Source organism: Paenibacillus sp. FSL H3-0310, assembly GCF_038002785.1.
Lineage (GTDB): Bacteria > Bacillota > Bacilli > Paenibacillales > Paenibacillaceae > Paenibacillus_AQ > Paenibacillus_AQ odorifer.
Genome location: NZ_JBBODC010000003.1, coordinates 304,586 through 325,263 on the forward strand (window position 1 = coordinate 304,586; position 20,678 = coordinate 325,263).

The 20,678-nt window shown below is 45.8% G+C and carries 19 protein-coding genes; 7 read left to right on the plus strand and 12 right to left on the minus strand.

Annotated features, from left to right (window positions below):
- Positions 1-13 precede the first annotated feature (13 nt).
- A complete protein-coding gene (locus tag MHH63_RS27365) occupies positions 14-1,291 on the minus strand; it encodes a helix-turn-helix domain-containing protein (RefSeq protein ID WP_341172289.1) in 1,278 nt (425 codons plus the stop codon).
- Positions 1,292-1,401: 110 nt separating this feature from the next.
- Here MHH63_RS27365 and MHH63_RS27370 point away from each other — a divergent pair, with 110 nt between their 5' ends.
- Entirely contained in the window at positions 1,402-3,666 is a 2,265-nt protein-coding gene (locus MHH63_RS27370; protein WP_076301941.1) for a glycoside hydrolase family 3 C-terminal domain-containing protein, read from the plus strand.
- Between the two features lie 106 nt (positions 3,667-3,772).
- Here the strand turns inward: MHH63_RS27370 and MHH63_RS27375 are convergent, their stop codons facing one another.
- Both MHH63_RS27375 and MHH63_RS27380 read right to left on the minus strand, forming a co-directional pair.
- A complete protein-coding gene (locus MHH63_RS27375; protein ID WP_341172290.1) occupies positions 3,773-4,981 on the minus strand; it encodes an MFS transporter in 1,209 nt (402 codons plus the stop codon).
- Positions 4,982-5,100: 119 nt separating this feature from the next.
- On the minus strand, positions 5,101-6,276 hold the full coding sequence (locus tag MHH63_RS27380) for a serine hydrolase domain-containing protein (RefSeq protein WP_254857088.1): 1,176 nt from the start codon (positions 6,274-6,276) through the stop codon (positions 5,101-5,103).
- Positions 6,277-6,448: 172 nt separating this feature from the next.
- Between MHH63_RS27380 and MHH63_RS27385 the strand changes: the two genes are divergently transcribed.
- A complete protein-coding gene (locus MHH63_RS27385) occupies positions 6,449-6,907 on the plus strand; it encodes an Lrp/AsnC family transcriptional regulator (protein ID WP_076185318.1) in 459 nt (152 codons plus the stop codon).
- Between the two features lie 124 nt (positions 6,908-7,031).
- Here MHH63_RS27385 and MHH63_RS27390 read toward each other — a convergent pair whose 3' ends face one another.
- The 7 genes from MHH63_RS27390 to MHH63_RS27420 form a co-directional block, all read right to left on the minus strand.
- Entirely contained in the window at positions 7,032-7,226 is a 195-nt protein-coding gene (locus tag MHH63_RS27390; RefSeq protein ID WP_076193432.1) for a helix-turn-helix domain-containing protein, read from the minus strand.
- Positions 7,227-7,453: 227 nt separating this feature from the next.
- A complete protein-coding gene (locus MHH63_RS27395) occupies positions 7,454-8,317 on the minus strand; it encodes a sensor histidine kinase (protein WP_341172291.1) in 864 nt (287 codons plus the stop codon).
- Between the two features lie 83 nt (positions 8,318-8,400).
- Positions 8,401-9,162 (minus strand): ABC transporter permease, encoded by a 762-nt coding sequence (locus MHH63_RS27400; protein ID WP_076141190.1) that lies wholly within the window; start codon positions 9,160-9,162, stop codon positions 8,401-8,403.
- The gene (locus tag MHH63_RS27405; protein WP_036675740.1) at positions 9,155-10,078 is read right to left on the minus strand and encodes an ABC transporter ATP-binding protein; all 924 of its coding nucleotides are present in this window, start codon (positions 10,076-10,078) and stop codon (positions 9,155-9,157) included. Before MHH63_RS27405 ends, MHH63_RS27400 begins: the two co-directional genes overlap by 8 nt.
- An 82-nt stretch (positions 10,079-10,160) precedes the next feature.
- Positions 10,161-10,853: a response regulator transcription factor gene (locus MHH63_RS27410; RefSeq protein ID WP_076125214.1), complete on the minus strand. Its 693-nt coding sequence runs from the start codon at positions 10,851-10,853 to the stop codon at positions 10,161-10,163.
- A 209-nt stretch (positions 10,854-11,062) separates the two neighbouring features.
- On the minus strand, positions 11,063-13,621 hold the full coding sequence (locus MHH63_RS27415) for an FAD-dependent oxidoreductase (RefSeq protein WP_341172292.1): 2,559 nt from the start codon (positions 13,619-13,621) through the stop codon (positions 11,063-11,065).
- A gap of 6 nt (positions 13,622-13,627) precedes the next feature.
- Positions 13,628-13,912, minus strand: coding sequence for an ArsR/SmtB family transcription factor (locus MHH63_RS27420; RefSeq protein ID WP_341172293.1), 285 nt, complete (start codon positions 13,910-13,912; stop codon positions 13,628-13,630).
- A gap of 101 nt (positions 13,913-14,013) precedes the next feature.
- Between MHH63_RS27420 and MHH63_RS27425 the strand changes: the two genes are divergently transcribed.
- The 4 genes from MHH63_RS27425 (at position 14,014) to MHH63_RS27440 (ending at position 16,638) form a co-directional block, all read left to right on the plus strand.
- Positions 14,014-14,334 (plus strand): rhodanese-like domain-containing protein, encoded by a 321-nt coding sequence (locus MHH63_RS27425; protein ID WP_076185313.1) that lies wholly within the window; start codon positions 14,014-14,016, stop codon positions 14,332-14,334.
- A gap of 4 nt (positions 14,335-14,338) precedes the next feature.
- Complete coding sequence (locus MHH63_RS27430; protein ID WP_076185312.1) at positions 14,339-14,758, plus strand: rhodanese-like domain-containing protein; 420 nt, start codon at positions 14,339-14,341, stop codon at positions 14,756-14,758.
- Between the two features lie 6 nt (positions 14,759-14,764).
- Complete coding sequence (locus tag MHH63_RS27435; protein WP_175619979.1) at positions 14,765-14,902, plus strand: hypothetical protein; 138 nt, start codon at positions 14,765-14,767, stop codon at positions 14,900-14,902.
- A gap of 1,058 nt (positions 14,903-15,960) precedes the next feature.
- A complete protein-coding gene (locus tag MHH63_RS27440) occupies positions 15,961-16,638 on the plus strand; it encodes a winged helix-turn-helix domain-containing protein (protein WP_341172294.1) in 678 nt (225 codons plus the stop codon).
- Between the two features lie 171 nt (positions 16,639-16,809).
- Here the strand turns inward: MHH63_RS27440 and MHH63_RS27445 are convergent, their stop codons facing one another.
- Positions 16,810-17,154: a hypothetical protein gene (locus MHH63_RS27445; RefSeq protein ID WP_341172295.1), complete on the minus strand. Its 345-nt coding sequence runs from the start codon at positions 17,152-17,154 to the stop codon at positions 16,810-16,812.
- Positions 17,155-17,343: 189 nt separating this feature from the next.
- Between MHH63_RS27445 and MHH63_RS27450 the strand changes: the two genes are divergently transcribed.
- The gene (locus MHH63_RS27450; protein ID WP_341172296.1) at positions 17,344-20,175 is read left to right on the plus strand and encodes a glycoside hydrolase family 3 protein; all 2,832 of its coding nucleotides are present in this window, start codon (positions 17,344-17,346) and stop codon (positions 20,173-20,175) included.
- 140 nt (positions 20,176-20,315) lie between these two features.
- Here MHH63_RS27450 and MHH63_RS27455 read toward each other — a convergent pair whose 3' ends face one another.
- Positions 20,316-20,654 carry a hypothetical protein gene (locus MHH63_RS27455; RefSeq protein WP_076185308.1) on the minus strand — a complete coding sequence of 113 codons (339 nt, stop codon included), beginning with the start codon at positions 20,652-20,654 and terminating at the stop codon, positions 20,316-20,318.
- Positions 20,655-20,678: the final 24 nt, after the last annotated feature.

The following is a 20,678-nucleotide window of genomic DNA, read 5'->3' on the forward strand; positions in this document are numbered from 1 at the left end:
GTGTCTACTTTTCTTAAAGTGTGTTTTCCCTATTTGTTCTAAATTGTTTAGGGGTGATTCCGGTATATTTCTTAAACACTTTGGTAAAGTAGCTCTGATCATTAAAATGTAGGCGTGAGGCGATGTCCGATAAGCTTATCTCTGGTACTTCTATTAGTCGTTTTGCCTCTTCAATCCGCTCCAATTGAATAAAATCGCTGATGGTGAAGCCGGTTTCCTTCTTAAATAATAGGGAGAGATAACTTCTATTTAATCCTGCAACCTCAGCCAGTCTATCTAAGGAAAGTTCCTCATATAGGTGATTGAAAATATAGTTCTGACAGAGAGCCACGGTGCGCGACAGTTTCGCCATCCGGCTCTCTTTGACATGGTCTGCGAAATCGCAAAGGGCATTAAGAACGGCATGATCTACAGCGGGAATATCTTTTAGTTCTTCGATATGCTGGATATGAAAGTCGCTTAGGGTATAAGAAATTTCCCAGTACAGCCCTCCATCTATAGCTGCACGTGTAGCGAGTGTAATACAAGAGATTGCCAGATTCTTTTTGTTACGTAATTGGCTCCTTTTAGAGAGAAGCCCGTAACTCTCTTCGGAGAACGAAGCTTGAACGCGTAGCAGCTCAGTTTTATTGCCTTTTTTGACATAGTGAAAGAGATTTTTTTCTAGCATAGGCTCATGGTGCAGCCACGTATTCTCACGGCGATAAGAAATATCCAAATCCAAACTGCCTGAGGGCAGTTGTTTATAGGCAAGAATGCGGGAGTCCAGCAGCAGTTCGCTAAGGGTCAAGGTTTTTCCAGTAACGAGCGAGTATAGCAGCATAGCGGTATGGTATAGTCTCATTTTATTTAACACGGTCAGGCTGCGGTAATAGTTAAGCCATTGCTCCTGAAACTTAAGGGGAACTTCATGATCACGCATCAGACTTACCACACTATCCTCCGTAGGTTGAGCATACAATGAAGGGCCAATCACAATGCTTCCCTCGTTACTGTTGTCTGAGGGTAAATGGAGAATGATGTAATTCTCTAGAAAATTTGTGGTACGAACGATGGGTATGGTAGAAGTCCGTCCATTGCCATTAGAGTTGTTTTCACGGTTAAAAGATTTAGTAATTTCAGAAAGTGGCTCATTAAGGTTATGAACCCAAGGGGCGCACTCGATTGAGGAAGGCATAGCAAATTCAATTTCCCGAGTGGCGTCGAGCAGGAACACGGGAATTTGCTGTGACTCATACATCACTTTACAGATATATTGGACTCTTTCCTTATCCTCCAAATGATCTAACATGTTATGACCTCCTCACCTAACAAGAATACCAAAAACACAATAATAATGCCATAAATCAAGCATGAAGTATATTAAAATGGGGATAGTATACATTCAGAGGAGGCATTTTTATGAAAACCAAAATTCATGAACTCATATCACAATTGACCCTTGAGGAGAAAGCGGGACTCTGTTCAGGGCTTGATTTCTGGCATACCAAGGGGATTGAACGACTCGGAATCCCTTCTTTGATGGTAACGGACGGACCCCATGGTTTACGCAAGCAAAAAGAGAGTGCCGATCACCTCGGGCTTCATAACAGTGTTCCCGCAACTTGTTTTCCTTCAGCAGCAGGGTTGGCTTCTTCGTGGGATCGGGCACTAATTGAGCGAGTGGGGAAGGCGCTTGGTAAGGAGTGCCAGGCAGAAAACGTTGCTGTTCTGTTGGGACCGGGGACGAATATTAAACGCTCTCCACTGAACGGTCGTAACTTTGAATATTTCTCGGAAGACCCGTATCTTTCTGCCGAGATGGGGGGGAACCATATCAAAGGTGTGCAAAGCGAAGGAGTCGGCACCTCGCTTAAGCATTTTGCCGCCAATAATCAGGAACACCGGAGAATGTCGGTAGATGCCGTTATTGATGAACGGACGCTGCGGGAGATTTATTTGGCTAGCTTTGAAGGTGCAGTTAAGAACAGTCAACCTTGGAGCGTAATGTGTTCTTACAACCGGGTTAACGGTGAATACGCTTCTGAGAGTGAAACGCTTCTAACGCGGATTCTTAGAGATGAATGGGGTTTCGAAGGATTTGTAGTCTCGGATTGGGGTGCGGTCAATGAGCGAGTGAAGGCGCTGCAAGCAGGGCTGGAGCTGGAAATGCCGTCAACGGGAGGACTTGGCGATGCCAAGATTGTCGCAGCCGTGCAAAGTGGGGAACTAGCTGAAGAAACGTTAAACCTTGCGGTGGAGCGGCTGCTCACTTTTATTTTTAAAGCGGTAGACAATCGTAAAGATAATACTTCATTTAATGCTGAAGAGCATCACCAACTGGCACGGAAAGTGGCGAGGGAAAGCATGGTGCTTCTTAGAAATGAGGAGGAAGTTCTACCCTTATCTAAACAAGGTACTATTGCGATCATTGGGGAATTTGCTAAAAATCCGCGTTATCAAGGTGGGGGAAGCTCGCATGTGAATCCAACTCAATTGGATGATGCTTTTGAAGAGATGAGAGGTCTTGCGGGGTCTGCTGAGCTGCTATATGCCCAAGGATATGAACTGGAGCATGATGAGATTAATGAGGTTTTGCTGCAAGAGGCAAGAGAAACAGCGGCAAAAGGTGATGTAGCGGTGTTGTTCCTTGGACTGCCGGATAATTATGAGTCAGAGGGTTATGATCGCAGCCACTTGTCTCTTCCAGAGAGCCATAAAGCGCTGATCGATGTGGTAGCTGAGGTGCAGAGTAATATCGTTGTTGTACTCAGTAATGGCTCACCTGTAGAGATGCCTTGGATTGATAAAACAAAAGGAGTCCTTGAGGGTTATCTAGGTGGGCAGGCGTTTGGGGGTGCCGTAGCAGATTTATTGTTTGGAGAGGTCAGCCCAAGCGGTAAACTGGCAGAGACGTTCCCCATGAAGCTGAGCGACAATCCATCCTTTCTTAATTTCCCGGGGGAAGGGGACAAGGTAGAGTATAAGGAAGGTTTGTTCGTAGGTTATCGTTATTATGATAAAAAAGAGATAAAACCGCTGTTTCCTTTCGGCTTTGGTCTAAGCTACACAGAGTTTCAATACAGTCATTTAACAATTTCCAAGAGCAGCATAAAGGACACCGAGACTGTTCAGGTTAAGGCTACCGTTAAAAATACGGGCACTCGCGCAGGAAAAGAAATCGTTCAGCTCTATGTTAGTGATGTGGAGAGCAGCGTGATCCGTCCACTGAAGGAACTAAAAGGCTTCCAGAAGCTAGAGCTTCAGCCTGAAGAAGAGCAGGAGGTAACCTTTGAGTTAGATAAACGCTCCTTTGCTTATTACAACGTTAACATTGGTGATTGGCATGTGGAAAGTGGAGATTTTGAAATTGCTATTGGCTCATCATCGCGGGATATTCGTCTGACAACTTGTATCGGAGTAGAATCGACCAATCCGCTTACGATGCGTTATCATCGGAATAGTACTATTGGTGATTTGCTGGATAATCCACGGACAGCGGAAAAAGTGAAGAAATTCAGCAGTGTTTTTGGCTTAGAGGGTGCGATGGATGATAACCCGGAAATGTACATGGCGATGATGAAATATATGCCGCTGCGGGCAATGATCGGTTTCGGCCAAGGGAAATACACGGAAGAAGATTTAGCCAAGGATCTGCAAGAATTTAATACATTGGCTACTAAGTAGAAGTAAGCCAGTGGCACATATTAGTCCTATCTAATATGTGCCACTGGTCTTATTTGTGTAAATTTCTTGTCTGGATACCGTTACCCATAAACTCGATAGGTGTGTCTCAACGTTTCCTTGAAGGAAATCCGTAATCTTTAGCGCGCCACGCTACTAGCAGCGCAAGAATCAATAGTATAAACATTACCCACGGGAAGGAGCGGACACCAAGTGTTTCAATAAGAATTCCGCCTATCACTCCGCCACCGCCAATAGCTAGGTTCCATGCCGTCACCAGCATCGATTGGGCCACATCTGCACTTTCGCCAGCGGTTTCGGCAACGGCTGTCTGTAGCAAAGTAGCTGCTCCTCCGAACGTCAACCCCCATACACCAACCACTAAATAGATCACTATGGGCTGGCTGCTACTAATGCCTAGTACAATGGATGACAAGGCAAAAGCAGCTAGGCTGATCAGAACCAATGGACGCAGTTTGCGGTCGACCAAAATACCGATGACCCAGATGCCAACAAGCGCTGTAATGCCGAAAACAAGCAATACCAAGTCAACCCGCTGGGTTAGCCCGGCCTGAGTAAGATAGGGGGCAATATAGGTATACAAGATGTTGTGTGCTAGTACCCATACCAGAACGACAAACAATACCGGCCGTACCCCCGGAATAACAAAAACCTTGTAGAGAGGGAGCCGTTTATCAGGGGCTTCTCCTGGATAGTCCGGTAGCTTCCAAAATACCCAAGCGATCAGCATGAGAGCTAATAGCGACATGAACCCGAAGATAGAGCGCCAGCCTACAAGGGTGCCAAGAAGGGTTCCAGCAGGGACACCGAGTGCCAGAGCGAGAGGTGTGCCAACCATCGCTACCGCCATTGCTCGTCCCTTGAGTGACTCCGGCACCATGCGCCGGGCGTAACCTGCTATCATGCCCCATAAGACTCCAGCGGATACGCCGGCGAAGAACCGAGCTGTTAGCGTAAGTATATAATTGGAAGAAAAAGTGGTGACGGTGTTGAATATGAGAAAACCTAGGATGCACATTAGTAGCAGCGGTCGCCGCCGCCATCCACGCGTCACGGTAGTTAAGGGAATCGCGGCCAACAGGGAACCAAGAGCATACAAAGTGACAAGTTGACCGGCAAGGGCCTCGGAGACACCAAGCCCCTCACCTATTTGGAGCAACAAGCCTGCCGGAATCGTTTCGGTAAGAATACAGATAAACCCCGTCATAGCTAAGGCGAGTAATCCAGCCCATGGCAGACGTTCAGAAGAGGGAGTGCTGGGGGCACTTTGTGTGGCAGAAGATGTGTTTTGGCTCATAGAGAAGCCCCTCTCTTATATAATTTTAGCAAACTCAATGATATAGACGACGAATAGGGTCTACTGGACAGAGAGCCTAGGCTGGTTCATTCCGGACCCAGGCTTCTTGTGTTCATGCTCTATTTATTACGTCTATCATAAATGGCATCACAAAGGTCTACAGTAAACTGACCGGACATGCCTTCCAATGCGGTATTAGTGAAAGCGACGACACTGAGGCGTTGCTTGGGATCTACGAACCACGAATGACCATAAGTACCCCCCATGCGCCAAGTACCCGGAGATTCTGGAGTGTCTGCGGCGACAGGATCCTTTAGTACCGTGATGCCTAGGCCAAAGCCTCGTCCTGGCCAGAAGGCCATTGGCAGATCACCGATCTGGTTGGTCGTCATATCGTGAACCAGTGACTCCGGTAGCAGCGGCGCTCCGCCCTTACGTAATGTTTCCAGCAGTTGCAAAAAATCTCCGGCGCTGCCGACCATGCCAGCTCCTCCAGAAGGATAGGCAGTAGTGTCAAGTGCTCGGCTAGGGGCAAGCAGGAACCCAGCCGTTCCCTCCACAAAGGCAATACTGTCAGGATCAAGTAAGGGCCGTGGCTCTGGAGTATCATTGGCATAGGAAGTGGCCAGCCGTTCTCGATCGACTGCAATAAAACCCGTGTCGCTCATGCCAAGCGGCTTGGTCACGAGTGAATGTACAGCCTCACTGAGCGGTGTTTCTGTGACCTTTGCAATTACTGCTCCCAGCACATCTGTCGCGATGGAATATTTCCACTCGGTACCTGGCGTATAAAGGAGGGGGACAGAGGCAAGACGGCGCAGGTTCTCTTCCAATGTGATGCCGGACTGATCCATACCATCTGATACCCCTGCTGACTGATAGGAACCCTTCTCTTCTTGGAAAAATCGGTAAGACAGGCCCGCGGTGTGCGTCATCAAATGACGAATCGTCAAGGAAGCGAACTCGCCATTCTGCAAACGCGGCTGAAACTCTGGAAGCCAACGATCAACGCGGTCGTCCAGTTGTAGACGACCTTGCGCAACTAATACTAGGGCTGCCGTTGAAACGATAGGTTTAGTAACTGAAGCGAGCCGGAATAAGGCATCTTCTCGCATAAGTCGGCCTAGCTCGCGGTCGGCAAAACCGGCAGCACGGCTATAAACCAGTTCCCCATCTATCGCCACTTTAATGACAGCACCGACCAAGCGCTTGTCAGCGAGGGTTCGATCGATTACTCTATCGATGCGACCTGATAAACATTCTGTAATTATTTTATTTGAATCCAATATACTCAACGGTCTTCATCCCTTCGGAATAGTTAAAGCCAAGAACACTTTACTATTGTAGGGTTATTATATATAACAAGTTATCTTGATTACATAAGGCAACTAAGCTAAATTAGCTTTATAACGGTTAATTACAATCTAGTTAATATAGAAAACCTTAAATTTAAAGGAGGCGATTTTGATGGACCATGTTGATAAGCAAATTCTTTTCCATCTTCAAAATCAAGCAAGAATTTCTATGACAGAGCTGGGGAAATGTGTCGGTTTATCGCAACCTGCGGTTACGGAGAGAGTTAGGCGTATGGAGGAAAAAGGCATCATCAGCGAATATCGCACCATAATTTCTCCTGAAAAGATTGGGAAACAGGCTGCTGCCTACATGTTATTTCATTCTAGGGATTGTAATGCATTCCTTGATTTCTGCCGCTCAAGTCCTGATGTCGTCGAATGTTACCGTATAAGTGGGGAACACAACTACTTATTGAAGGTAGTAACCGACTCTACACGAGCCCTCGAGGAGTTCGGAAATCAATGTGACAAATACGGTACTTACACGATTCTGATCGTGATGTCATCGCCAATCGATCATAAATTTCTTATACCCTCGCTTGAAGAAGCAAGCCTAAACTTGCTGAGTTAGATTTTAAACATAATCCGTTAGCCTGTCGTAACAAAAAAAAGACTCTTCTATATAAATAGAGGAGTCTTTTTGGTTTAGATATTGTAATGAAAATGATTGCAGCTGCTCCTTTTTCGTAGATACATCATGGACTTTCTATCTTATAAGTCTGGCGGTATTTTAGTGGAGAAAGCCCGGTGATTTCCTTAAATACCCGACCAAAGTGAGTCATATTATCAAATCCAACATTTTCAGCTATCTTGGCTACTTTAAAGGCAGTATTGATTAACAAGGCACGAGCTTCCTGGTGGCGATAAATATAAATAAGCAGCTCAAACATAAGTGTTTTTAAATAGAATTCATAGCCGGGAGGTTGCTTCGTAAATTCAGAGACCCTTTTATTGAATAGTTTCTCGATAAAGTTTTGTTCAGAACCATGAACCTGAACGGGTGGGAGATCAGTTCGAAGAAGTCCGGAAAAACCTGCAGGCCATTGGCTATCGGGAATGGGCTACCTTCGATAAACGGGTTAGAACAATGGTTAGTCTAGACCAACTATAAAATGAATTAAGTAGCTAAGCTAATGCCAGCATCGCCTAGTTTCCAACGGCAGGTCATTATCAGCTTCTCACCCTCCAGTTCGGCTGTCAGCGTGCCACCCATTTTATTCATTAGACTTTTGGCGATGGAGAGTCCCAGCCCTGAAGCTTGAGAAGATCGGGTACGGTCTGCGGTATAGAATCGGTCAAATAAGAGGTTAATATCGCTTCCGACTAGTTCCTTCGCATCGTTTACAATTGTTAAGTCAGCTGTTTCCTGCTGTCGTTCGAAACGGATTTCCACATACCCGGTCGCATGTTTGACCGTATTGACAAGTAAATTTTCGACAACTCTCCGCACAGCGGATTCATCGGCGTATACGGATACATTTTCCTCAGGTAGCCGTATATCCGGTGTAATATTGCGTTCGTTGAAAGAATCGTAAAATCCGACCAGAATTTCCGAGAGCAGGGCCGTCATCCCAAGCTTTTCCGTATGTAGAGGATAATCTAGCGATTCGATCAAGGAAAGCTCAAAAAAATCATTCAGCAGCGCCTGCAGCCGTTTCGTCCGATTTTTAACGATGGCAACATATTCAAGCTTTTCATCAGGGGTAATTGACTCATCCTCCAACAGTTGAATATAACCGAAGATGGAGGTGAGGGGTGTACGGATATCATGTGAAATATTCGCCACAGCCTGACGGAATTCTTGTTCGACACGTTTTCGCTGGGCTTCCGCTTCGACGATTAAATCAGATTGACGATTGATTTGTCCCGCAAGCGCCTCAAGCTTCTGGTCGAATAGAGCCACATCAATTTTTTTACCGGATGCTCGCTCGTTGTAGGTATGCAATTGCTCTGTTATCCGCCCTAGTTCTCGCCTTAACATTAAAAAACGGAAAAGCAGGAGAGCTCCTGCTGCAAACAATATGATTGTCAGAATAAGCAACACTCTCCTGCACCCCCCATTTGCTATTTGATTTCTTTTCGGTGGAATACGAGAATACCGAGTACCCCGGAAACGGCTATTGTCAACAACGGCACGAGTAGAAGTGCTGGCCAATCTCCACTGTCGATACTGGGCTTACCGATATCGCTCACCCGTTTGAAGATGGAATAATCGTACAAATTACTAAAGAAAGAGATCTTCGAACCTATACTAGCCAAAACCGTATCGATCATAAGGAAGAAAATCATTGAGAAGCCGATAGTTTTGCCGCTGTCGGTTAGGATTACGGTGAACAGCGCCCCAATGGCTGCGTAACCAGCCGTGTACAATAACGTTAGCCCGAGAGCTCGCGGTATGAAAAGTGTAGTGCTTCCTTCCGGCAGATGACCGAAGCCCGAAAGCAGCGTGACTTCGACTGTGCTGACAATAGGAAAGACGAGCGAAATCGCCATGGCTCCAACTGCGAATACGATTAGTTTTGCTGCGAACAGCCGGCCTCTGGTGTTGCCCGAAGATGCGATCGTCTTCATGACCCCTGTGGAATATTCGTTAGAGATAAAGAATCCAGCCAGAATGGCTACGCCGAATTTAATAATGTAGGCATTGCTTGAAATAAAGGTAGTCAGAAATTCAGCGCCGGTGATCTGAGGTTCCCCATTGGAGCGATGATCAAAATAATATAGCAAAGGGTACGCAAGCGAGAGGACGGAAAGTGCCAATAGAAAAGTCCAAAATGATCTATTCTTTCGGAGCTTGAAAAACTCCACTCTGATCAGATTATACATTTGGGTTCCCCCCAATCCGCTTTGTAAAATAACTTTCCAAGTCTTCACCCATAGGCATAAACTTCTCGATCTCGAGGCCCGCAGAGAATAAAGCAGTTGATACTTTGCCTGGCTGCTCAATACGGCTATACAACTTGATGGTTCCATCCTGCATCACTTCGAAATCGGCCGTACCCAGCTCGTTCTGAATGACGGCTGTTGCCTTGCCCGGATCATCCACTTTGATAAATAAATACTGCTGACATTTCTCGTTTAATTCCTCCGCAGTGAGTTGTTCAAGCAACTGACCGCGATGAATAATGCCATAATGACTTGCCATTAAATGCAGCTCACTTAGAATATGACTTGAGATCATTATCGTAATGCCTAGCTCACGGTTTAGTCGCTTGAGCAGTTCGCGCATTTCGACGACACCCATCGGATCCAACCCATTAGTTGGCTCGTCCAGAATCAGAAATTCGGGATCTCCCAGTAAGGCGATGGCAAGACCTAACCGCTGCTTCATTCCAAGTGAGAAATTTTTGGCTTTCTTCTTTCCGGCGCCCTGCAGTCCAACTTGCTCTAGCATTCTAGGAACACAATCTTTGCCGGGAATACCACGTAGAATCCGGTTTGCTTCTAAATTTTCACTCGCAGTCATATGGGGGAATAAAGCGGGACTCTCGATAATCGAGCCGATTCGCTTACGAGCCTGGATCAGGGCTTGCTCTTCACTGGCTCCGAACAGCTCGATCGTCCCCTGAGTCGGAAAAGCAAGTCCGGTCACAATCCGGATTAATGTTGATTTTCCGGCTCCATTTTGTCCAATAAAACCATAAATAGAGCCTTTACGGATTGACAAATTGACTTTGTCCAGCGCTGTATGGCCCTTGAACTTTTTGGATAGCTGATTTGTTTTTAATACATACTCGTACATCTCGTCTTGGCCTCCTTTTCGTGATAGACCAAGTATAGAATTGAAAACATAAGAAGAGCTAAAGCCAAATCTTAAGAATGTCTTAAGGCTTGAGCCGATAACCTATGCCCCATACCGTCTCGATAAATTCGCTTCCTGGTGCGGCCTTGGTTAGCTTGCTGCGCAAATTGCTCATATGGACATTGACCGTATTATCGTCCCCGTAATATGGCTCGTGCCAGACTCTTTCATACAAATTCGCTTTCGTAAACACCTTTTTGGGGGCTGACAAAAGTAACGAGAGAATTTCAAACTCTAGAGCTGTGAGCGTCAGTTCCACACCATTTGCCGTAATCGACATCGCCTCTCGATGAAGTACAAGACCCTGATGCTGGAGCACGTTAGGCAAAGCCGATTGCGTAATCCGCGAATACAAACGCAGATGAGAATCGATCCGTGCAGAGACTTCCTCAACGTCGAAGGGTTTCGTAATGAAATCATCCGCCCCCGCCCGCAGGGCAGACACCTTGGTCTGGGGCTCACCCTTGGCAGAAATGATAATTACCGACATATCATCCCGCCCGGCAATCTTCTCAAGTAGTTCCTCACCTGACATGCCTGGCAGCATCAGATCCAGTAGCAGCATGCTCCATTGACGTTGCTCCAGATAGAGAAGTGCCTCCGTTCCCGAGTAAGCAGGTTGGGGAATATAGCCGCTTTTCTTAATAATGTTGCACAGCAATCGGTTGATGTCGCTGTCGTCCTCAGCAACAAGAATATGTATCGGGTTATTCATTTAATCTCCTTTTTTTACCTGAAATAGGTCGTTGTTCGGATGAATGCCTATTAAATAGGATAGCAGGTTTTAGATTCTGTATCCAGATCCAGCCAATTTCTGCATTTTGGTTATTCAAATCTATATCACCGATTCTCGTGAGTTCATTTTTATATAAAAAAGAGACTCTTCTATTTAAATAGAGGAGTCTCTTTGCGGCGTTAAGGTATTTAGATAAATAGATTATGACCCGACTGATCGGCTTGGCCGAGATAGTAACCAACGCCGCCGATTCCGACACCGTCAATCAGTTCTTCACGAGTGATGCCCATAAGATCCATGGACATTTGGCAGGCGACGATTTCCACACCCTGGTCGATAGCCATCTGAATCAATTCCTCCAAGGAAGAGATATTTTTGCTCTTCATTAGAGAGCGGATCATCTTCGAGCCCATGCCCATCATGTTCCTATTTGAAAGCGTCAGCTTCCGGCTGCCGCGTGGCATCATGGCACCGAACATTTTTCCGATAAAGTTTTTGTTCACAGGCACCTTCTCATCCTTGCGGATAATATTGAGGCCCCAGAAGGTAAAGAACATTGTGACTTTTTTGCCGCTGGATGCTGCTCCGTTGGCAATGATGAAGGAAGCGATCGCTTTATCCAAATCCCCGCTAAAAACAACCATTGTGCTTGCATTGCTAGTTTGAATTACTTGTGCGCCTGCTCCGGTTGGTGCTGATGCTGAAGTCTCGATAACTCCTTTGCGCAGATAAGCTTCGATCATGCCAGTAGGCAGCTTTGTTAGCTGCAAAAGCGTATTGTTGGACATACGAGCCCAAGCCTTGATATCCTCATAAAATCCGGGATCGGAAGCAGTGACCTTCAGGACTTGCCCGTCCAAGAGCGGGTCCATGCTCATTTTAACTTGGATCAGCGGCCCTGGGCAGCACAGTCCGCAGGCATCAAGCACGGAATCAGGTGTTGTGAAAGCTGTAGCGTTAACGGTTGGTGTAACTGTGCCAGTTCCAGTTCCAGTTTCAGTTTCAGTCTCCGTCTCAGTCTCCGTCATTGCTCCCGTTGCTGCGATTTCTTTACTGGCTGCTGGTGTACCAACGTTTGGCGTCAAGTTATCTTTTTTTTTAGGCGTAAATTGGCTCATCTGATAGGTTTTATAACCGCCGGTCAGATTCTTCACACGGTAACCTTTTTGCTGTAAAATCCGGGAAGCGGTGTAGCCTCTGAGTCCAACTTGGCAATACACCCAAATTTCTTTACTAGAGTCAAGCTCGCTTAGCCGACCACGCAGATCATCCACAGGGATGTTAATGGACCCTTCAATATGACCATTAGCATGTTCGATTTCCGAACGTACGTCAACTAAAATGGTATTGTTTTTGTCACGACCTTCTAAATCCTTAGGGACGAATACCGTAGTCAAACCATGCAAAATATTTTCAGCGGCAAAGCCAGCCATATTCACCGGATCTTTAGCGGAAGAATAAGGAGGGGCATAAGATAGCTCCAACTCCGTCAAATCAGTGACCGTACCTCTAAAACGAATAACTGTAGCAATATCGTCGATACGTTTGTCTACACCACTGTAACCTACAGCTTGTGCTCCTAGCACCGTACCTTTTGGATCAAAAATCAGCTTCATAGATATCGGGGTTGCCCCCGGATAATAGGTTGCGTGTGAGCTTGGATGTATATAAATCACGTGATACGGCAGACCCAAACGTTGTAATGTTTTTTCATTATTACCTGTAGAAGCACCTGTGACTCCAAAAACCTTTATAATAGAAGTCCCTTGTGATCCTTTGTAAGTTGTGCCGAGACCACTGACGTTGTCCGCAGCAATCCGCCCTTGCTTATTGGCAGGACCAGCTAGTGGAATGGCGGTTTTTGTTCCGTTTACGAAATCAACCACCTCAACCGCGTCACCTACAGCGAACACTTGATCCAGATTGGTCTCCATCCGCTCATTGACTAAAATATGGCCACGGGGACCGAATTCTAAGCCACTGTCCTTCAGAAAAGAGGTATCCGGAGAAACGCCGATAGCCAGCAGAACCATATCACTTTGCAGTACAGTGCCACTTGCTAATTGCACCTGTATTTGTTCTCCCACCTCAGCAAACCCTTTGACCATATCGGAAAAAATAAGATTAACGCCATGCTCGTCGAGTTCTTTTGCCAAAATAGAAGACATTTCAGTATCGAACGGAGCTAATATTTGTGGTCCTGCTTCAATTAAGGAAACTTCCAGACCAGCTTCTCTAAGGTTCTCAGCCATTTCCACACCGATAAATCCACCACCGATCACCACGGCCGAACGTGTGCCTTCCGCAGCGACTTTAGCTTTGACTTTGTCAGTGTCGGGAATGTTACGCAACATGTGTATTTGGGAACTCTCGATACCGGGCAGATTCGGACGAATCGGTTTAGCACCTGGCGATAAAATAAGCGCATCATAGCTCTCTTCATAGGAGCCTTTTTCTATGCTTTCTACTCGCACTTTTTTGTTCACAGGGTCAATAGACACGACTTCACTTTGAATCCGAACATCGATGTTAAAACGTTTGTGCATCGCCTCCGGTGTCTGCACCAGCAGCTTGGAGCGGTCCTGAATGGACCCACCGATATAATAAGGAAGTCCGCAATTGGCAAAAGAAATGTACGGATCACGCTCAAACATTACAATATGCGCATCTTCATTTAATCTCCGAAGCCGGGCGGCTGCTGACGCGCCTCCTGCAACACCGCCAACAATTAATACTTTTTTACTCATGATGACTTATTCCTCCCCTAAAAATAACTGAATCAGTTGTTTGATTTTTTCGTCTTTAACAGAATAGTTAATCTCCAGCCCATTACGTTCGGTTTCAACGATGCCTAGTGATCTAAGCTTCTGTAAATGCTGGGACACCGTAGATTGTGGAAGATCGAGGCAGTCCTGCATGAAGCTCACGTTGCAGCTGCCCTTTTCCAGAAGTCCTTTAATGATGCACAAGCGCACGGGATGAGCTATAGCCTTTAAGGTTTCGGCGGTTTGGTTATAGGCTTTGAAATTTTTGTCCATGGTAACGAACACCTCACTTTACAATATCCTTATATCGTAATATTATGATATAGTGATATGAAAATCAAGTTATTTTTATAAAGGTGAAGGAGAGATGCTCGATGTCTTTTAAAATTTCAAAGGAAATTACCCCACAGCAAGTGGCGGAACGCTTGAAGAATGGCGAAACTCTTACCATGTTGGATATACGCGAACCCGCCGAATGGGTGGAGGGACATGTAATGGGTGCTAAACATATTCCGCTTGGACAGCTATTGATGCGCACAGATGAACTGGATTCTCATGGCGAGATAATTGTGATGTGCTTAAGTGGTGGCCGTAGTGGACTGGCTTGTGAGCTGCTGAGTGAAAAGGGGTATAACGTTGTGAACATGACGGGTGGATTAGGCGCTTGGACGGATGATTTTTTGGTACGGGAGTAATGATATGAGCATGATGGTTCGGATCCTACTGAGTATTTTAATTGTCTTTAGTATTGTGAGGTTTTTGCGTTATGCTTGGCCTGTTCGTTCACTTACTTATATAGAAGTCCGTGAGGTTCGCGAATTAGCGGATCAATCATTGGCTATGAAAATGCTCGATGTCAGGGATGCCGTTGATTACCAGAAGGACAGTATCCGTGGTTCGATAAATATTTCGCTGGGGCGATTACCCTATGTCTGGCAGCACTGTCTATCTCCGGGCGACTCAGTTCTAATTCTTGCAGGAAGTTACTACAAAAGAAATAAAGCCGCGAGAATTCTTTATAAGCAGGGATTTCGTAAGCTATATGCGGTAAATGGTGATTTGTTAGGGAACAAAAGAACGCTCTCCGACATTTCTGTGAAAGGTTGTTGTGAAGGATAATGGATAATGGATTTAAGGTCATTGATTTCCCGTCTCGGATTGAAGCTGGGGTGTCGAAGTCAGGGTGTCGATGGAATGATCTCTTTTGATGCCTATGGGCAAGGCGCTCGGGCTGCACGTTTGCTAGGTGAGGGAAGGCAGTGAAGAGGGAGCAATATGTCACTCTAGTTGAGCCGCTATATTAATGTTGCTAAGTTGTGATGTTGTGGCTAGGTCGCTAAATTAATGTTGCTAAGTCGCGATGTTGTGGCTAGGCCCGCTAAGTCAATGTAGCTAAGTCCCGATGTTGTAGCTAGGCCGGTATATTAATGTTGCTAAGTCGCAATGTTGTAGCTAGGTCGCATATTAATGTTGCTTAGCCGCGATGTTGTAGCTAGATCGTTAAATCAATGTAGCTAAGTCCCGATGTTGTAGCTAGGCCGCTAAGTCAATGCAACTAAGTCGCAATCCAGTCAGCCTCATCTCGAACTCAGTTTTAATTGCATTTTGTGCAGTTAAACTTCACTAGTTTTAGGAAAAGTAACAGTTAACTGCACTTTGTACATCTAAATTTGATCATTTACGCTTAACTACCTAATGTTTCCTTTTTTAGTTGTAGAAAGTACAACTAAATGGACTTTTAGGGGGATAAGGGTTAAATAGTTGCATGAAATACAATTAAATAGAAAAAGCACAGGTCGATAGCCAGTGAATAGTGGAGAATGGGAGACGATTTCTGACAATTTCAAAAAGGTAGGTCGAATAATATTATTCTAGCGGAACTTAGTCAAACCGAGATTACTTTAACTGAACCTACTATACAAAACCTACTATATTGAGCTAAATCTAGTCGTCTAACTCAAATATAGTTTACTTAACCTAGATTGCTCTTGCTGAGTTAATTCTAACTGAACTGTAGTGATCTAACTCTAGCTGGACTTACTGTAATGATCTACTCTAGCTGAACTAACTTTAGTGATCTGACTCTAAATGAACTTACTGTAATAAGCTAACTGTAACTGAACTTACTTTAATGCGACTCACTTTAACCAATGTGATTTTTTAATAGGTAAGCATATTTAGCTCGAGTACTATCGTTGAATGTAGAGTGTCATTGACAGCATAAGAAGGCGAATACTATACTTCTGAGTAATAGGACGAAGCACGTCCCGCATCCATAATTGGGTGCGGGATTTTTTTATGCCAAGGAGGAGGGGGACGTTATGGGATTTACGGAAGAACACCGTAAGTGGGTGGAAGATCATATTAGTCGAAGAACGGGAGAAAGAAGGGGGAGATTGGAGCGGGGACATGGGCATGGTGAGCGAATGTTTGCGGAGAAGGTTTGGTGGCCAATGATGGGTCATTTTAATGATCTTCATCCTGAATATGAAGTGTTGGATTGGCGGGGATGGCCTTATTTTGTTGATTTTGCGTGGAAGCCTGGGCAGGTTAAGTTTGCTTTTGAGGTAAAAGGTTACGGCCCACATGTGCAAAACACAGATCGGACGCGTTATCGGCAGGAATTGAATCGAGAGACTTATCTACAAATCGCGGGTTATCGGGTAGTGGCGATACCATATGATGATCTGGAAGCGAGTCCTGAGAATACTATTTTTTTGTTGAGATCATTACTGATGCCGTACCTCTCTTTAAGGACAGAAGAGAAGGAGGCGTTTAGTCGACTGGAGCGTGATATTTTGCAAATTGCGGTGCGTTCGAACGGGGACATTCGGCCTGTTGATTTGGTGAGAGAGCTTGGAATTGATCTGCGTACAGTTAGGAAATGTATGAGGTCACTTTGTGAGAAAGGTAAGTTTAAGCCGGTAGTTTCCCAGGTGAGTGGGAGGGTTTGTCGCTATGAATATGTACATTCACTTAACGATATTCAGCTGTGGTGAATAAACGGTATAAATCCCGTAGATTGCGGGCGTGGAGCGAGAATAGGGCAAATAAACGGTATAAATCCCGTAGATTGGAGGCGTGCAGCGGGAATCGAGCAAATGAACGGTATAAATCCCGTAGATTGGAGGCGTGGAGCGAGAAGTGAGCAAATGAACGGTATAAATCCCTTAGATTGCGGAGATGGAGCGGGAATTGGGCAAATGAACGGTATAAATCCCGTAGATTGGAGGTGTGGAGCGAGAATTGGGCAAATAAACGGTAGAAATCCCGCAGATTGTGGGTGGGGAGCGGGAATCGAGCAAATGTGCGGTATAAATCCCGCAGATTGTAGCTGTGGAGCGGGAATAGGGCAAATGTACGGTATAAATCCCGCAGATTGTGGGTGGGGAGCGGGAATCGAGCAAATGTGCGGTATAAATCCCGTAGATTGTGTGCGTGGAGCGGGAATTGGGCAAATGAACGGTATAAATCCCGTAGATTGTTGAGATGGAGCGAATAATGAGCAAACCCATGCACTCACACTCACATCATCCCCCCCTAAATCTCTAATTATGACCTGATTTCTATTTAGATTGTTAAGGTGTTGCGGAGGAGGGGAATCTTCTATGATTAGATGGATAGGACGTATGGGTGTTTTTTCGAAGGAATGTCCTCGGGAATGAATGAAACCGCTATCAACAAGAGACGAAGGAGCGATTTTGATGGGAACAGATATAGCTAAATATCCATTTCAACAGATTGATTTACCTTTAAATGAGCGAGTGCAGGATCTGATCTCCAGACTAACACTTGATGAAAAAGTAAGCCTGATGCCTCAGTATCAAGCTGCCATAGAGCGTTTGGGTGTTGGGGCCTACAAGCATGGTACGGAAGCGGCGCACGGGATTTCTTGGCTTGGAAAAGCGACTTCTTTTCCTCAGCCGAGCGGACTGGCTTGTACTTGGAATCCAGAGCTGCTGAAGGAGATTGGTTCGGCCATCGGAGATGAAGCCAGAGCCTTTTACAAAAAGAATCCAACGGTTAACGGTCTGACGTTATGGGCGCCAACGGTGGATATGGAACGTGACCCGCGTTGGGGAAGAACCGAGGAAGCTTACGGCGAAGATCCAGAGTTGACCGGACGCCTCAGCACCTCACTTGTGAAGGGAATCCAGGGTGATCACCCGGTCTATTTGAAAGCGGTAGCAACGCTGAAGCATTTCCTCGGCAACAATAATGAGATTGAACGCGGGAACTGCTCCGCGAGTATTGATCCGAGAAATATGCGGGAGTATTATCTGGAAGCGTTTAAGCCTGCTTTTCGAGAAGGTGGCGCACAGTCCATGATGACCGCTTATAACTCGGTGAATGGCGTACCTGTTATTCTTCATCCGGCAGTAATGGATGTGGTCAAAGGCGAATGGGAAATGGATGGCTTTATCGTAAGCGATGCCGGCGATCTTTTTGGGATTGTGAAGGATCACAAGTATTATGAATCTTTTGCACAATCGATGGCTGAATCTATCAAAAATGGAATTGACAGCGTAACAGAAGAAACCGCAGAGACAATCAAGGTTCTTCACGAAGCACTAGACCAAGGCCTCTTAGCAGAGGAAGATTTGGATCGTGCGCTTGCCAACACTTTCAGAGTTCGTTTCCGTCTGGGAGAGTTCGATCCGGCTGAAGGGAACCCATACGCAGCAATCGACGATTCCGTTATACTTAGCAAAAAACATACCGCACTCTCCTTGGAAGCTGCGAAACAATCTATAGTATTGTTGAAGAATGACCAAGGCACATTGCCATTGAACAAAAGCAGTCTGAGCAAATTGGCGATTATTGGTCCACTTGGTGATGAAGCTTTTAGAGACTGGTATTCTGGCACATTACCTTATGGAGTGACTCCGCTGCAGGGGGTTAGCAAAAAGCTGCCTGGTAAACACGTTACTTTTGAGAGTGGCGCAGATCAGATCATTCTTACTTCAGCCGCAAACGGCCAAGCCATTGGAATCACAGGGGAGGACGGAAGACTGGCTGTACAACATGACATAGCAGAGCACGGAGAATTGTTCCATCATACAGCTTGGGGCTGGACTAGCAATACTCTGAAGGCGACAAGTCGCGGTCAGTATGTAACTTTAAGCGAAGCAGAGACTCTCACAGCATCTGCTGATGAAATTTACGGCTGGTTTGTAAAAGAATCGATTAACATCGTTCCGGAAGGCGAAGATACGGTATCTTTGCGGACCTGGAATGATAAAATGATCTCGGTGAATCCGGAAAATGGAACGCTGCAAGTGGCAGATCAGGATGCCAATGCGCAAGCAGGTCTTTTTAAAAAGAACATCGTAACTAACGGCATAGAGGCTGCAGTAGAAGCTGCCAAGGCTGCTGAAATCGCTGTGGTTTTTGTGGGCAACCATCCACTCCTTAACGGAAAAGAAGAAATCGACAGACCGGATATTGTGCTTCCAGAGGAGCAAGAGCGATTGGTTAAAGCTGTCTATGAAGCGAACCCGAATACGGTAGTGGTCATTGTCGGCAGTTACCCGATAACTTCCACTTGGATTGACGAGAACATTCCGGCTGTATTGTATACCTCCCATAGTGGACAAGAGCTGGGCAATGCGGTGGCAGAAGTTCTTTTCGGCGATTACAGTCCTTCCGGCAAGCTGAACATGACTTGGTTTCGTTCTGTAGAACAGCTGCCTGAGCTGATGGATTATGATATTATCAAAGGCAAAAGAACATATATGTACTTTGACGGAGAGCCACTGTATGCGTTTGGACACGGCTTAAGTTATGCCCAAATTTCCTACAGCAACCTAAGCCTAAGCGCTAAGGAGCTGCAAGCGAATGAGACGCTGAAAATTTCTGTTCAAGTAGAGAATACAGGCGTTGTTGATGGGGACGAAGTGGTGCAGCTTTATGTGCAAGCTCTGAATTCCCGGGTCAAACGTCCGATTAAACAGTTGAAGGGTTTTGAAAAAGTAAACCTAACCGCAGGTCAATCGCAAACCCTAGAGTTTACGTTACCGGTTGCCGAGCTGGCATTCTGGGATGTTACCCGTGAGCAATATTGCGTGGAAAATGGAGAGTATATGGTTCTGATCGGCCGTTCATCTGCTGACATCCAATTATCCGCTCAACTATCGGTCCAGGGGGACGTTATTCCGTCGCGTAATCTGTATATCAATACCAAAGCAGAGAATTACGATGACTACGAAGGCGTATATCTGGACGAGTGCAAAGCAGGCGGTGCTTCCATACATCCAGTAAAAGATGGCGCTTGGATCGCTTTTAAAGATGTATTGTTCGAGCAAGGGGCAGGAGCTTTTGAAGCCTTGGTATCCTCTGCAAAAGGTGGCACCCTTGAGATCAGAACGGGCAGCCCAGCAGGGAAGCTGGTTGGATCTGTGACTGTACCGTCGGGTGGCGTGTTGCAGCAGTGGAACACACTTACTGGTGAAGTGTCCGTGGAATCTGAAACTACCGATGTTTATCTCATCTTTAATGGTGAGGTACTGCTTAGCCGTTTTCAATTTAATCAATAAGATAAGCTAGAACGCTCCATCCGCACGGTGCCGAAAAGTTATTAAGCCAAACTCAAGCTAAAATTCTCAGTATCATAAATGAGCATTAAAAAAAAGGGCATTCCTGAAGGATCAGGAATGTCCTTTTCGTTTCTTTTCAATTAATCACAACCGCCCCCGCCAGCATCTCCACCCCCACCGAAGTCTCCACCGCCACTATGTCCGCCGTCTCCACCCCAGCTATGCCCCCCGCTGTCAGGTCCAGAATGGTGATGCGAGTGATCTCCGTAGTGATTATGGTGGTGGTTAGAATGATTAGAGTGGTTAGAGTGGTTTGGATCCAGCAGATCCGGATGACTGGCAGCCATAAAAGACATGTTGGCGGCATCATTTTGCCTATTTCTATCAAAGGTACTTTTGTTTGAGCTCGAGCCATTACGTATTACGGCTTGTATAATAATAAATACAGCAACACCTACAAATAGTATCCCAAAAACCATAACGAACCGCTCCTTTCAACTCCA